Consider the following 13,206-nt stretch of genomic DNA (forward strand, 5'->3'; position numbering starts at 1 on the left):
GGCAGGCAAAGAGTCAAACAAATGTTTGAATTTTGGAAAAAGATGTTCAAATGTAGGATTTCAGTTTTCGAACTGATTTCTATACCGGGTTGGACTTTCGTCCAGATGTTTTTTAAAAAAGTGAGAAAAAGAATACTGATCACTAAAACCAAGAAGTGCAGAAATTTCGGAAACAGGCTTATTAGATGAGTTCAATAACACCTTTGCTTCATTGATAACAATTAAAGCAATGATCTCACTGGCGGATTTCCCGGTAACATTCTTAACAACCGATGAAAGATGTCTGGTTGTAATCGACTGCCGTGCGGCATAAAACTCTACACTTCGCTCAGCATTGTGATGTTTAGCCACATCATTCAGAAAAACAAAAACAATTTCTTCCTGCCTCGACATCTGGTTCATGGCACTGCTGTCTTCTTTGGAAATGATCCCGGCCATCTGGTAGCAGAATACGGAAAAAAGATGCTCCACGATTTCTTTTTTATACGTCATCTCTGTTTCGGAATCCAAAATATACTTTAAAAAATTTACGCTTTTCCATACGACTTCCATTTCATCGGCATGAAAGGGAACGCCAATATTCATCTGCTGTCTGAAATACCGATAGGTAATTAACCTGTTGAATTTTAATGATAATGCCGAGATAAATTCTCTTTTATAAGATACCATTCTGGATTGAAAATCATCGCTCACAGAGATCATTTCGTAGACCGTCTGCGGATCGGTAACCATAAACATATTGGCGGAAAGTTCCAGATCCCGGAAATGCTGCTTCAGCTTTATCGTTCCTGTTTTGATAAATATAAATGCAGGATTTTCCGGACGGAACGGTTTGTCGACAGCAATTCTCTCGAAGATATTATGTTGGGTAAAGATTTCAACCCCGAATTTTTCTAAGACAGACATAGAACAAATGTAAGCAATCTGCTGAGTGATTACAAAAATTTATTATTTTAGTGTTCCAAATTACAGCTATGAGAAAAATTGATTTGCTTTTTGCAGAATATGCCGAAAGTCACAGGAATTCTACCAACAAACTGATCCACTGGATTTGTGTCCCGCTGATCTTCTGGAGCATTTTAGGGTTTATTTCCCTTATTCCGTCAAAGTCAATCGGCTTTATCTACATTGGAGAGATCAGTTATGTAAGTTTTGCAGCAATTGCTTTAGTTACCATTTTTTATATGCGGCTTTCATTGATCATCAGTATCATCATGTTTATTCTGATGATTATCATGGAAAGCTTTGCGTATGGAATCAATATCCGTTTTAAAGAAAATTCATGGATCGTCTACCTTTCGGTCTTTGTAATCACCTGGATTTTCCAGTTTGTGGGCCATAAAATTGAAGGTAAAAAACCCTCTTTTCTTAAAGATTTACAGTTTCTGTTAGTTGGTCCGATCTGGCTATTGAGCTTTATCCTGAAAAAAACAGGAATCAGGTATTAGAATTTCAGGTATGGAAGATGGGAGCCAGATAATGGAAGTAGGTTTCATAATCTATACATTCCCTCTTCTTCCAGCATCATGCTTCAAGGCTGATTAATCTTCAAGAGCATACACCGCAAAGCTTGCCAGCCAGTGGTCACCTCCATAATTCCCCTGAAAAAGCAACGGAAGTCCGTTACTTAAAAATAATGTTGCCGTTCTTTGAAATTCTTTTTTCAGCGGATGACGGTCCGGAAGTGATTTTGCAATTCCCTTCATACACCATGCTTTTGAAAAAGACAACCCGACAAGATGTACCGTCTGATAATCTGACAAATCACTGACAACAGGGATTTTTTCTATATTTTCGATACTGCGTTTCTCATAAAACTTATCAAACCATTGTACAAACTCTTTCTGTGGTAAAACCCTTCGCATTAAATCTGCTATTTCGAGGCTCGGAGAAAAGAAATCCGATCCGTCCGGTTCAAGATAGGCAGGTGTTTTTTCGTCTTTTAAATAAAAATATTTTGCCTTTTCGACCAACTGATTTTCAAACTCCTTATCACCGGCTGATCTTGCCCAATCCAGCGCAAAAGCCATGGCAAAAGCACTGTTGGGATGAACACCGGTTCTGTTCGGATAAGTCTGTTTCGGAAGATACGTTTTCCAGGCTGTCAGAATTTTATCTGTTAAAGGTTTAAGATTCTGATGCCAGATTTTTGCTTTGGGATGATTCCATGTTATGAGCTCTTCGTCAAGCTTCAATAACCAGGCCCAGCCGTAGGTTCTTTCAAAAGTACCGGTAAGCTGATATTTTGTAAAATAATCGGCTTCCGCCTGCAGATTTTCTTTGCTGAATGATTGATCCAGCGTATTTTCAATTTCTTTTGCTATGGAAAGGTTTAGTTTTGTCTTTAATAAGCGAACCAGCATCCAGTGTCCGTGTACCGAGCTGTGCCAGTCGAAACAGCCATAAAAGCTTGGATGCAATGCCTTCGGGCTTAAAGGAACTTCATTTTCATTGTTGATGATATGCGCCGTTTTGTTCGGATATTCCTGAGTGATGCAGTGAAGCGGCTTTTCAGATAGTTTTATGGCCACCTCATCGGTAAGTTTCGGAACTTCCTGGGCAAATACTAAAAACGGTGAAAATACAATAGCTAAAAGACTTTTTTTCATTCTTTAAAAATATAAAATAATTGGTTAAAGAAGAGAAAAACCAGCATTGGAGTCTGATATAATTTTCAGTACACTTTTTGCTGTGCTCAATAAAACTTTTATTCATGAAAAAATTACTGATCCCTTTATTCTGTTTAATTCTTATCCATTGTAAAAAAAATGAAGCGCAGTCGCTTAATGCCAGTCTTATTGATGTCATTCAGGAAGATAAAGTAGCTGCAGTGAGTGCACCAACTTCTTTATCTGAAAAAATGATGCCTCCCAATCAGGAAGTTGATCCTGCAAACCCGTCTCCGCAGATTAACACAATTACCAAGAAGATTATCAAAAACGGTGAAATGAGAATTCAGGTTGGTGATATCAAAAAGGCGCAGGAGCAGATTAATTTTATTCTTAAAAACAATAAAGCTTATATTCAGAAAGAAGAATTTCAGAATACGGATACTGATGAAAATTTGGACCTTACTATTCGGGTTCCTCATCAGAATTTTGATGGGTTGATCCATTCTTTTTCTAGTGGACTCGGTGCTGTATTGTCTAAAAATATTTCATCCAATGATGTAACGGAAGAATATACCGATGTTTCCATTAAACTCGGAAACAAAAAATTTATCTTGAAAAATACCGTGAAATGCTTAAGACCGCTAAAACAACGAAAGATATGCTGGAGATCCAGGAAAATATCCGAGCTCTGGAAGATGAAATTGACGTTGCGGAAGGCAGGCTCCGTTTTATTGATGACCGCGTGAATTACAGTACTCTGAATGTAAATTTATACAAAGAAAAAATCAGAAGTTCCGCTACTTCAAAAATAGGTTTCGGAAGCCGGTTTGGTGATTCTGTAACGGAAGGCTGGAACAGTTTTGTAGCTTTTTTATTAGGAGTAGTTTCTCTTTGGCCTTTCTTTTTACTAATTCCTGTTATTGTATTTCTCTGGAGAAAATGGAGAAACAGAAAGAAAAAATAAAGGATAAAGATATTTTTTTTATTTTGCATTAAAAACAAATGGATGAAAATGAAATTTCCTTCTTAGTAAGAAAATGCATTTTTAATGTATACAACAGTCTTGGACCAGGCCTTTTGGAAAGTGTATATCAAAAAATTCTTATCTATGAATTGGAGGAAAACGGATTGGATGTGAAGCCAGAAGTCGCAATTCCAGTTATTTATGACAACAAAAAGTTTGATTTAAATTTTAGAATCGATATTCTGGTGGAAAACAAAATTATTTTAGAATTAAAATCTGTAAAAAGTATTGAAGAAATTCATTACAAGCAATTGCAGACTTATTTGAAACTTTCAGATAAAAGACTCGGATTATTGATTAATTTTAATACGACGAATATTTTAGATGGAATTAAGAGAGTGGTTAATAAATTATAATTTCTCTCCCGCAGATTTTACAGATTAAGCAGATCAAATTTGCACTAAAAAAAATCTGCCCGATCTGCAAAATCTGCGGGAGATCAAGAAAAATAATTCATGCTTTTATTTCCCCAGTACAAATACCGCCGGAATTTTATGCAGTTCCGGTTTCTGTTTCTGCCACTCTTTTATGGTCTTGGTTTTGATAAACTCGTGTTCCGGATCGTTGATATTGGCAGCAATACACAGTTTTGTATTCGGAGATAAAAACTTCGTTAAATCTTCAAAAAGCGGGTTGTTGCGGTAAGGCGTTTCCATAAAAATCTGTGAATAACCGGTCTTCTGAACCGTGTTCTCGAGATGCAGAATCTGTTTTTTCTTTTCACTTTTATCAATAGGGAGATAACCATTGAAGGTAAACTCCTGGCCGTTAAAACCACTCGAAATCAAAGCCAGAATAATTGACGAAGGCCCGGAAATAGGAATAACTCTGATATTTTTTTCATGACACCATTTCACCATGAGATTACCCGGATCTGCGATACAAGGAAGTCCTGCCTCTGAAAGCAGTCCAAAATCCTGACCTTTCAACATCAGTTCCTGTGCTTCTTTGATATCCACATTTTCCGTGTATTTATCCAGCAGGAAAAGTTTAAGATCAGCCTGTTTTTTTTCGGGAGCAAAGAATTTCACCACTTTTCTTGCGGTTTTTTCATTTTCCACAAAAAAGTAGTCAGTTTGCATGATGTAATCTTTTATCACTGGTGAAAAATGCGTGATAGAAGTATTTTCGGAAAGGTAAGCCGGAAGTAAGAAAAGCATTTATATTATTTTTTAAGTCTCTCTTGTAAAGAAGGTTGTACGTAATATTCTGTCATATCCATTGAAAAAGAAACGGATGTTATTTTCCATAGACCGTTGATCTTCATCAGTGTCCATATTTCTTTTCCCCAATTTAGCATCTTGCCATCGTACCAAAAGCTGTAGTCAAAATTAGCAGAAGCAATTGATCCGTCTTCTATAATTTTAACATTATCAAACCGCTCTTCAGATTTATTGTTTTTAAAACTTTTGATAAATGCTTTATAATTATCTGTAAAAAAACTTTTTTCATTGGGATCTTTTTCTAAAACTTTTCTGTAAGTCCGATCAGTATATACACCTGTCCAGAGAACAGGTTCCTGAAAAAGAGAAATAAATTTAGCTTCATCCCTCGTTTTAATGCAATTCATAAAATCAGTCATTACTTGTCTGACAGCCTTTTCATCTTTAGTCTGTCCGAAAATAAAATTACAGCTCAGCAAAAGTAAGATTAATATCTTTCTCATATTAAATTATTTGTTTTAAAATAGCTTCACAGCCACGATCCAGTAATTGGAAAACTTCTTCGAACTCTTTCATATCTCCCCAATAAGGATCCGGAACTTCAGCATTCTGATGATCGCCGAGCACTTCCAGAAATAAAGAAACTTTTTTCCGTTGATCTTCATTCCGTGCTGTGGAAACAACATCTGCCAATACATCCACATCCATACAATAGATTTTATCAAAATTTTCAAAATCCGCTCGTGTAATGGGTCTGGATCTCTGTTGAGAAATGTCAATCCCGTGGCGTGATGCCGTTTGTATTGCTCTCTGATCCGGATGTTTACCTTCATGCATTGAGATGGTTCCTGCCGAATCAATAAAGAAATTTTCGGGAGTTTTGGATTTCATAATTCCTTCAGCTAAAGGGCTTCTGCAAATATTTCCCAGACAAACCATTAATATTTTCATATTCTTAAGACAATTAAATGATAAAAGCTTTAAATTCTTTAATCCACAAAACTAAATAAAAAATGAAGAATAAAATTATTCTCCATTTTTAGTATTTACATTAAATTATTTCTTACTGCTTGATTCTTTCTGATAATTCCTTCACGTATTTCTTCACCTCTTTATCGATTTTGGAAACATCCTTAATCGTTTCGCAGGCATACATTACTGTGGAGTGGTCTTTTCCGCCCATTTCTTCACCGATTTTAGTAAAGGTTGCGTTCGTAAGCTCTTTCGCAAAATACATGGCCAGCTGTCTTGGCAGTGCAATTTCTCTTTTTCTTGTCTTGGATAAAAGCTGCTCTCTTTTGATCCCGAAGTAATCGCAAACCACTTCCTGGATATACGGAATATTGATAATTTTCTTCTGATTGGCAGCAATTTTATTGATGGTATCCTTTAATAATTCAAGACTTAAATCTGATTTATAAATGGTAGAATACGCAATCACAGAATTGATAACCCCGATCAGTTCTCTTACATTCGTTTTGGCTTCAGACGCTAAAAAATCCAGCATATCATCTGTAAGGACGATACCGTCTCTGCTTAATTTATCAACGATAATCTGTTTACGGGTGCTGTAATCCGGAGATTTTATTTCTGCGGAAAGTCCCCATTTAAAACGGGAAACAATTCTGTCCTGAATATCCATAATATCGGCCGGAGCTTTATCAGAAGTAAGAATAATCTGTTTTCCGTTCTGATGAAGATAGTCGAAAATATGGAAGAAGCTATCCTGCGTTGCAGATTTACCGGAAAGGAACTGGATATCATCAATAATCAAAACATCCACCATCTGGTAAAAGTTGGCAAATTCTGTCTGCTTATGTGCTTTGGCAGCCGAAATAAACTGCTGGATGAATTTTTCGGAAGAAAGATACAAAACGACTTTATCCGGAAACTGGCTTTTCACTTCCAGCCCTACAGCCTGGCCGAGATGGGTTTTTCCTACTCCATAACCACCATATAAAAATAAGGGGTTGAAAGCTGTTGCACCCGGTCTTTTTGCAATCGATCTCGCTACGGTTGCCGCAAATTTATTGCTTTCTCCTTCTACATAATTGTCAAAAGAGAAATCAGATTTTAAGTTGGAATCAATATTTACTTTTTTGATTCCCGGTACTACAAAAGGATTGACGATATTCGATGAAAAACCCTGAGGCATTGTTTCCTGAACTTTTGGTGTAGGAACGGTCTTTCCTTTCATATTCATGGTAACGGGTTTTTCTAAACCGGAAGGTTTGTTTTCCATTACCGAGTACCATAATTTCACACCTTTTCCTATATTTTTCTTCAGGGCAGCAGAAAGCAAGGACAGGTAATTATCCTCAATATATTCTTTGTAAAAATCACTCGGTACCATCAGTGTAAGATTGTTGTCAACCAAAGAGATTGGTTGTACTTTATCAAACAGCAAATCGAAAGATTTTTCAAGTTTTTTAAGATCAGAATTATCTTCAGCAGCGTTTAGATTATCGCGCATGAACTGAAGGCACTTCTGCCATGTCAACATTAAATTTTCATCCATAATTTATGCCCCGATTAGTTCTTAGTTAGTATTGTTTTTGGAAGGAAGACAAAGGTCCAAATTTTTTATTTCAAAAAAAAATATTGTGCTTATTGATTATTTAAAAATATATTTGTATGTATAATTAAGCAGGAATAATGATACACACAAAACACTCATTACGAGTACGTTACGGAGAGACAGACCCTATGAAATACGTTTACTACGGCAATTACGCAGAGTATCTGGAAATTGGCCGCGTAGAACTTTTCCGGAGCATAGGAATGTCTTATAATGAGATTGAGAATCAAGGAATTTGGCTGCCCGTCTCGGAGTATAAAATTAAGTATCTGCGGCCGGCTTTTTATGATGAAAAACTTGAAATCCACACGTATGTAAAAAAAATTCCGGGTGTCAGAATTGAATTCGAGTATGAGATTTTCAATGAAGAAAATATTAAAATCACGGAAGCTTCTACCACACTTTTTTTTCTGGATGCCAAAACCAATAAAGTGGTGAAATGCCCGGATTACCTGATGGAACTGATCAAAAAGAACTGGAATGAATAAATTTCAACCATAATCATAAAATAATGAAGATTGCATTTTTGGGCCCGGAGGCCAGTTTTACACAGCTTGCAGCGATTCAGCTTTTCCCCGGTGAAGAGCTGATTCCTCAACCGAATATTCTCGACTGTTTTGAAGCAGTAGAAAAAGGCGCAGCCGAAAGAGCCGTTGTTCCCCTCGAAAACTCTATTGAAGGTACGGTTTCCATGACCCTCGATTATTTATACAAAACATCAGGAATAAAAATACTGGCCGAAGCCATTATGCCGATTGCCCATCACCTCATGATCCATCCCGGTTCCGATTCGGGATCTGTTGAAAAGATCTATTCGCATCCACAGGCGTTGGCCCAGAGTTTCCATTTTCTTGATGCACAATTCAAAGAAATCCCGAAGCAGGATTTTTCTTCTACTGCGGCCGCAGCAAAATATGTCTCGGAAAATCCGCACAGAAATTTAGCGGCTGTTGCCAATCAGTTTGCTGCCAATCTGTATGGGCTTAAAATTATCCATCACAACATCCATGATTTTGAGCAGAATCATACAAGATTTATTATCATTTCCAAGAATTCCGAAAGTTATGAGAATGGAAGCCTGAAAGTTCTTGGTGAAAAGTCAGGGCTTCTGGTAACACTGCCGGAAGATCATGCAGGAGGCCTCCATCAGGTATTATCGGTCTTTGCCTGGCGTAAAATGAACCTCAGCAAAATAGAGTCAAGAACACTAAAAACAGGATTGGGCAATTATTTCTTTTTCATCAATGTAGTGGGAAAATGGGAATCTGCTCTTCATCATAACGCACTGGAAGAATTAAAGGCGCTGGATGCAGAAACCTGTTTTCTGGGAAATTACAAAGAGTTTTGTCTGGAGAGTTAAAGATTTTAGGTAAACAATTCATTATTGCAATTGTATGTTCATCAGATAGCCGCAGCTATTAATCGCTACTTATAAAACATTTGATTATATTTGATAGTATCAAATCCGGAAAATAATGTATATCCTGATCGCCATTTTATGTATAATCATTATTATTCTTTTCAGCACTCTGAATAAAAGAATCAGGAACCTGGAAAATGAGATTTTCGAAATCAAAAAGAATCAAACTGACATTAAGGATAATGAAGTAAAAGATCTTCCTGTAAACCAATTGTCACCATCGGCAGACAAGAATAGCGAAAAAGACGAAAATCCTTTTGAAACTCAAGAGCTGCAGGCTGAAGATAAGATTTACATCAGGCCTGTATTTAATTTTTTAAAGCAAAATATACTGGCTATAGCCGGAATTTTTACGCTGGTTCTGGGCATCGGGTATTTTGTGAAATATGCTATTGACAACAACTGGATCGGTGAGGCTGCAAGGGCGGGAATAGGATTTGCAGCAGGAGCAGTGATCATCGGTATCGGGCATTTTCTCAGGAAAAATTATAGTGTTTTCGCTTCCATCATTACCGGTGGCGGGATCGCTGTACTGTATTTTACAACTACCATTGCATTCAGGGAATATTATCTGTTTTCCCAAAACACTGCATTTTTAATTACCTGTGTGATAACGGTGCTATCCATATTTCTATCGTATTATTATAAAAGTGAAATCCTCATTGTTTTTTCCCTTCTCGGAGGATTTCTTGCGCCGTTGATGATCAGTACCGGAGAAAGCAATTATCTGTTTCTTTTTATATATATTACCTTCATCAATATCGGGATGCTTGCGGTTGCATTTCTCAGAGGGTGGAAAAGCATCGGATGGATTGCCTTTATCTTCACAAGCATTTACCTTGGTTACTGGACAATAGTAAATACCGAATTCATTACGATCTGTTTTTATGCGGTGAGCTATATCATTTTCTATGCATTTGCGTTGCAGAATTATTTCACGAAAAAGAATCTTTTCCCGTGGGATATTTTAATGCTTGTTCTGATCAATTTCACAGGCGTTATCGGCACTGTTTATATTTTTAAACAACTACAATACGATCCCATCATTATTTTCCCTGCAGGATTTGCTTTACTCAATAGTTTTATGCTGTACAGAGAGCATACGGAAAAAAGATTCGGCACTGTCTATTCTGTATTTTCAGGTATTGCAGTCAGTCTTATTACTGTTGCATTTGCCCTCCAGTTCAGAGCAAATTTAATTACCTGTGTATGGGCTATTGAAGCCACGCTTCTGCTGTTTATCTGGAAAAAGACCGGCCTTCGTATCTTTAGAAATTTCTTTTACATTCTCTTTCCTCTCGTAATTATTGCCCAAATGATGACCTGGGCGAAATACATGGATGCTAAAAATCTCAATATCATTTTTAACCCCCTGTTTTTTACCAGCTCCGTAACAGCAATTACAGCATTCATTAACCTGTTTTTACTAAAGAAGTTCCCGGAAAGACGAGAAAACAACAGCCGCTTTTTTGAAAATATATTTACTGCCGTAAGCTATGCAATCTTTTATATTGCCATCTTACTGGAAATCATTTACCATATTTCAGGAAAATCTCTGATTGTTATTTTCAGCATCGGGATGCTTTTCAGTTTGTATTATATTTTTACGATCCTGCTTTTCAGAAAAAAACTTGATATAAACCATACTCTTGAAGTGGGACTGCTTTATATCTTTTTCTCTCTGATTATCATAAATACCATCATTGCCGGCACAGGAATTATAACGCATATTATCATGAAAGATATTGATCTGAACTATTACTTTGTGTACGGATTATATCTGATTCCTATGATTTATACCGCAGTGAAAATCCTTCCTGATTCATATTTTTTCAGGATAAAACTTTCTTACTGGCTCCTGGTAACGGCTGTTGTAACGGCAGTAAGTATGGAAGCATATCATAGCTACCTGCTGATCTGCTCAGAAAACAGGACTGATATGGAACAACTGGAGGAATATTTCACTCTGCTTTATCTTCCCATCATTTGGGCTGTGCTGGCAAGCATTTTTATTTTTAAAGGGTTAAAAACTGATGCCCGCGAGTATGGCAAAGCAGGATTTGCTTTACTGGGAATTACCATTGTAAAATTATACCTGTATGATGTCTGGAAAATGGATAATGTTTCAAGAATCATCGCATTTATCATTCTTGGGATCATTTTACTGCTCAGTTCTTTTTTGTTCCAGCGCCTTAAAAATATAGTAACCACTATGGTCGAGAAAAAGGATGAGCGAATTGAAAAAAATGAAACCGACATGCAATAACCTGAAATAAGGCTATTTTTCATTAATTGTTTAAAATATTGTAAAATTTTCTTTACGCATTGTAAAAAATACCTATATTTATCAAGTTTTTAACATACTTATTCCAAAAACATTATGAAAAAGTTGCTCTACTCCTTTTTAATATTATCTTCTGCTACATTATTTGCCCAGAAGAATGCCTCTACAAAATTTGCAGTGGCTGATGATATTGTCGGAACAGTAGATATGTTTACTGCCAATCATAAAGATGCAATCCAGAGTACGCAGATGTACAAGTCTGCGGCACAGCTTCCACAGAATCTTAAAAAGTACAGCTATATTGCCGAAAACGGTTTGGTAGAATATAAATTAAAAAACGGTCAGGGCGCCATTGACAGAATTGCTCTTTCCGAAATTAATACTCAGTACGGACTTCCTAAAGATACGCCTGTAATCATCGATGGCTATGAATTTAAGAACACCGATATAAAAGTATACGGAGACATCCTGAACAATATGAAAGTTATTGATAACAATGGAGCGAAAGCCGTATCAGTTACCACTAAAGATTAATCAATTTAAATTATAATAATAAAAAAGGATACTCGCTGAAGTATCCTTTTTATTTTCCAATTGAGACAAACTTTAATATTTATTGTTCCATTTCTTTTTCAGTTCCTCATAGATTTTCTTTTCCGTTGCGTTGTTTCCCGGCTGGTAGAGTGTCACATTGCGTATTTCTTCCGGAAGAAAATCCTGGTCTACAAAATTACCTTCATAAGAATGGGCGTATTTATATTCCTTCCCATAATCCAGGTCTTTCATCAGCTTAGTCGGAGCATTCCTCAGATGCAGGGGAACGGGAAGGTTCCCGGTTTTCTTGACCAGTGCTAATGCTTCATTAATAGCCATATAGGTAGAATTGCTCTTCGGGGAAACAGCCAGATAAACTGCCGTTTCACTTAAAATAATTCTTGCTTCCGGATTTCCGATCACATTCACCGCCTGGAAACAGGTGTTGGCCATTATCAGGGCATTCGGATTGGCCAGTCCGATATCCTCGGCTGCCAGAATCAGCATTCTTCGGGCTATAAATTTAATATCTTCACCGCCTGCAATCATTCTTGCAAGCCAATACACCGCGCCGTTAGGATCGCTTCCGCGCATGGATTTGATAAATGCCGAAATGATATCATAATGCTGTTCGCCATTCTTGTCGTACAGTGCCATTGTTTCCTGAAGCACTTCCAGCACATCTTCATTCTTAATTTCCTGCTTTCCTGAATTTTTATATTGATTTAAAACCAGCTCCACAGAATTGATCAGCTTTCTAGCATCACCTCCGGAATATTGTATAAACGCTTCTTTTTCTGTAATCTTAAAATCAGACTTTTCATCATTATTAAACCTTTCAAGAGCGATATCGATTAATTCTTCAAGCTTTTCATAGCTTAAAGCTTTCAGAATATACACCTGGCTTCTTGAAAGCAATGCAGAAACGACTTCAAAACTCGGGTTTTCCGTCGTTGCTCCTATCAGAACGATCCAGCCCTTCTCCACTGCATGAAGCAAAGAATCCTGCTGGGATTTGTTGAAACGGTGAATTTCGTCAATGAACAATATCGGAGATTTTCCCGAAAAAAGATTCTGCTTTTTGGCATCTTCGATTACATCGCGAACATCTTTAACCCCTGAAGAAACCGCAGAAAGCTTATAAAACTTCCTTCCCGACTGTTCAGAGACAATTTCAGCCAGTGTCGTTTTTCCGGTTCCCGGCGGTCCCCAGAAAATCAGAGAATTTAAGGTGTTGTTCTGCAGCATTTTCCGGATGGTTCCCTTTTCCCCCGTCAGGTGTTCCTGCCCGAGAACATCTTCCAGCGTCTTCGGCCTTAATTTTTCAGCTAATGGAATATTTTGATTCAAGGTATTTTAATTATTTTAAATTGATGTAAGGTGAGTTGTCTATGCAAAGTTAGACAAAGAATTTTTATTACTCTGTCCCTTACTTAAATAGTGGTATTACTTTTAGCAACGTAGTACTAATTGTATTCCTGCGGATATATTTTAAGCCAAAGTATAATTCATCAATTTAAAGTAACAATAGGATTTTTCTGCAGGGAACCAAAATTAAATAAAGATACTGCAAGGCCTTTTATCTTCTGGA

13 protein-coding genes and 1 pseudogene are annotated in these 13,206 nt (G+C 36.9%); 7 read left to right on the top strand and 7 right to left on the bottom strand.

Translation table 11 applies throughout. The features are described 5' to 3' along the window. Positions 1–60 precede the first annotated feature (60 nt). Positions 61–906, bottom strand: a complete 846-nt coding sequence (locus ACYT6F_RS18235; RefSeq protein WP_472599042.1) for a helix-turn-helix domain-containing protein — start codon at positions 904–906, stop codon at positions 61–63. Between the two features lie 68 nt (positions 907–974). Between ACYT6F_RS18235 and ACYT6F_RS18240 the strand changes: the two genes are divergently transcribed. Continuing rightward, a complete protein-coding gene (locus ACYT6F_RS18240; protein WP_472599043.1) occupies positions 975–1,448 on the top strand; it encodes an Mpo1 family 2-hydroxy fatty acid dioxygenase in 474 nt (157 codons plus the stop codon). 93 nt (positions 1,449–1,541) lie between these two features. Here ACYT6F_RS18240 and ACYT6F_RS18245 read toward each other — a convergent pair whose 3' ends face one another. Further along, positions 1,542–2,609, bottom strand: coding sequence for a DUF2891 domain-containing protein (locus tag ACYT6F_RS18245; protein ID WP_472599044.1), 1,068 nt, complete (start codon positions 2,607–2,609; stop codon positions 1,542–1,544). A 338-nt stretch (positions 2,610–2,947) separates the two neighbouring features. On the opposite strand from ACYT6F_RS18245, the pseudogene ACYT6F_RS18250 reads away from it, so the two are divergent. Continuing rightward, positions 2,948–3,576 (top strand): annotated as a pseudogene (locus tag ACYT6F_RS18250) (DUF4349 domain-containing protein). Between the two features lie 38 nt (positions 3,577–3,614). Further along, positions 3,615–3,992, top strand: coding sequence for a GxxExxY protein (locus ACYT6F_RS18255; RefSeq protein ID WP_312176848.1), 378 nt, complete (start codon positions 3,615–3,617; stop codon positions 3,990–3,992). Positions 3,993–4,097: 105 nt separating this feature from the next. On the opposite strand, the gene ACYT6F_RS18260 is transcribed toward ACYT6F_RS18255, so the two are convergent. The 4 genes from ACYT6F_RS18260 to dnaA form a co-directional block, all read right to left on the bottom strand. Next, a complete protein-coding gene (locus tag ACYT6F_RS18260; RefSeq protein ID WP_472599045.1) occupies positions 4,098–4,796 on the bottom strand; it encodes an SAM-dependent methyltransferase in 699 nt (232 codons plus the stop codon). A gap of 5 nt (positions 4,797–4,801) precedes the next feature. Then, entirely contained in the window at positions 4,802–5,302 is a 501-nt protein-coding gene (locus ACYT6F_RS18265; protein WP_169229934.1) for a nuclear transport factor 2 family protein, read from the bottom strand. 1 nt (position 5,303) lies between these two features. Beyond that, positions 5,304–5,750, bottom strand: coding sequence for a low molecular weight protein-tyrosine-phosphatase (locus ACYT6F_RS18270; protein ID WP_472599046.1), 447 nt, complete (start codon positions 5,748–5,750; stop codon positions 5,304–5,306). Between the two features lie 112 nt (positions 5,751–5,862). Continuing rightward, the gene (gene dnaA / locus ACYT6F_RS18275) at positions 5,863–7,317 is read right to left on the bottom strand and encodes a chromosomal replication initiator protein DnaA (protein WP_169229932.1); all 1,455 of its coding nucleotides are present in this window, start codon (positions 7,315–7,317) and stop codon (positions 5,863–5,865) included. A 137-nt stretch (positions 7,318–7,454) separates the two neighbouring features. Here dnaA and ACYT6F_RS18280 point away from each other — a divergent pair, with 137 nt between their 5' ends. From ACYT6F_RS18280 to ACYT6F_RS18295, 4 genes are all read left to right on the top strand, one after another. Further along, positions 7,455–7,865 (top strand): acyl-CoA thioesterase, encoded by a 411-nt coding sequence (locus tag ACYT6F_RS18280; protein WP_472599047.1) that lies wholly within the window; start codon positions 7,455–7,457, stop codon positions 7,863–7,865. Between the two features lie 23 nt (positions 7,866–7,888). Beyond that, the gene (gene pheA, locus ACYT6F_RS18285) at positions 7,889–8,737 is read left to right on the top strand and encodes a prephenate dehydratase (protein ID WP_472599048.1); all 849 of its coding nucleotides are present in this window, start codon (positions 7,889–7,891) and stop codon (positions 8,735–8,737) included. Between the two features lie 115 nt (positions 8,738–8,852). Further along, a complete protein-coding gene (locus ACYT6F_RS18290; protein ID WP_472599049.1) occupies positions 8,853–11,063 on the top strand; it encodes a DUF2339 domain-containing protein in 2,211 nt (736 codons plus the stop codon). A gap of 114 nt (positions 11,064–11,177) precedes the next feature. Then, positions 11,178–11,615, top strand: coding sequence for a hypothetical protein (locus tag ACYT6F_RS18295; RefSeq protein WP_472599050.1), 438 nt, complete (start codon positions 11,178–11,180; stop codon positions 11,613–11,615). A 72-nt stretch (positions 11,616–11,687) separates the two neighbouring features. On the opposite strand, the gene ACYT6F_RS18300 is transcribed toward ACYT6F_RS18295, so the two are convergent. Further along, the gene (locus ACYT6F_RS18300) at positions 11,688–12,965 is read right to left on the bottom strand and encodes a replication-associated recombination protein A (RefSeq protein ID WP_472599051.1); all 1,278 of its coding nucleotides are present in this window, start codon (positions 12,963–12,965) and stop codon (positions 11,688–11,690) included. Between the last annotated feature and the right edge of the window lie 241 nt (positions 12,966–13,206).

The sequence above is a fragment of the Chryseobacterium sp. NG-CE01 genome, from assembly GCF_055695505.1.

Bases quoted from the DNA above. Each gene is read 5' to 3' on its own strand.
- dnaA (WP_169229932.1), bottom strand. From the start codon at position 7,317: ATGGATGAAAATTTAATGTTGACATGGCAGAAGTGCCTTCAGTTCATG.
- ACYT6F_RS18255 (WP_312176848.1), top strand. From the start codon at position 3,615: ATGGATGAAAATGAAATTTCCTTCTTAGTAAGAAAATGCATTTTTAAT.
- pheA (WP_472599048.1), top strand. From the start codon at position 7,889: ATGAAGATTGCATTTTTGGGCCCGGAGGCCAGTTTTACACAGCTTGCA.
- ACYT6F_RS18260 (WP_472599045.1), bottom strand. From the start codon at position 4,796: ATGCTTTTCTTACTTCCGGCTTACCTTTCCGAAAATACTTCTATCACG.
- ACYT6F_RS18240 (WP_472599043.1), top strand. From the start codon at position 975: ATGAGAAAAATTGATTTGCTTTTTGCAGAATATGCCGAAAGTCACAGG.
- ACYT6F_RS18290 (WP_472599049.1), top strand. From the start codon at position 8,853: ATGTATATCCTGATCGCCATTTTATGTATAATCATTATTATTCTTTTC.
- ACYT6F_RS18295 (WP_472599050.1), top strand. From the start codon at position 11,178: ATGAAAAAGTTGCTCTACTCCTTTTTAATATTATCTTCTGCTACATTA.
- ACYT6F_RS18270 (WP_472599046.1), bottom strand. From the start codon at position 5,750: ATGAAAATATTAATGGTTTGTCTGGGAAATATTTGCAGAAGCCCTTTA.
- ACYT6F_RS18265 (WP_169229934.1), bottom strand. From the start codon at position 5,302: ATGAGAAAGATATTAATCTTACTTTTGCTGAGCTGTAATTTTATTTTC.
- ACYT6F_RS18235 (WP_472599042.1), bottom strand. From the start codon at position 906: ATGTCTGTCTTAGAAAAATTCGGGGTTGAAATCTTTACCCAACATAAT.
- ACYT6F_RS18280 (WP_472599047.1), top strand. From the start codon at position 7,455: ATGATACACACAAAACACTCATTACGAGTACGTTACGGAGAGACAGAC.
- ACYT6F_RS18245 (WP_472599044.1), bottom strand. From the start codon at position 2,609: ATGAAAAAAAGTCTTTTAGCTATTGTATTTTCACCGTTTTTAGTATTT.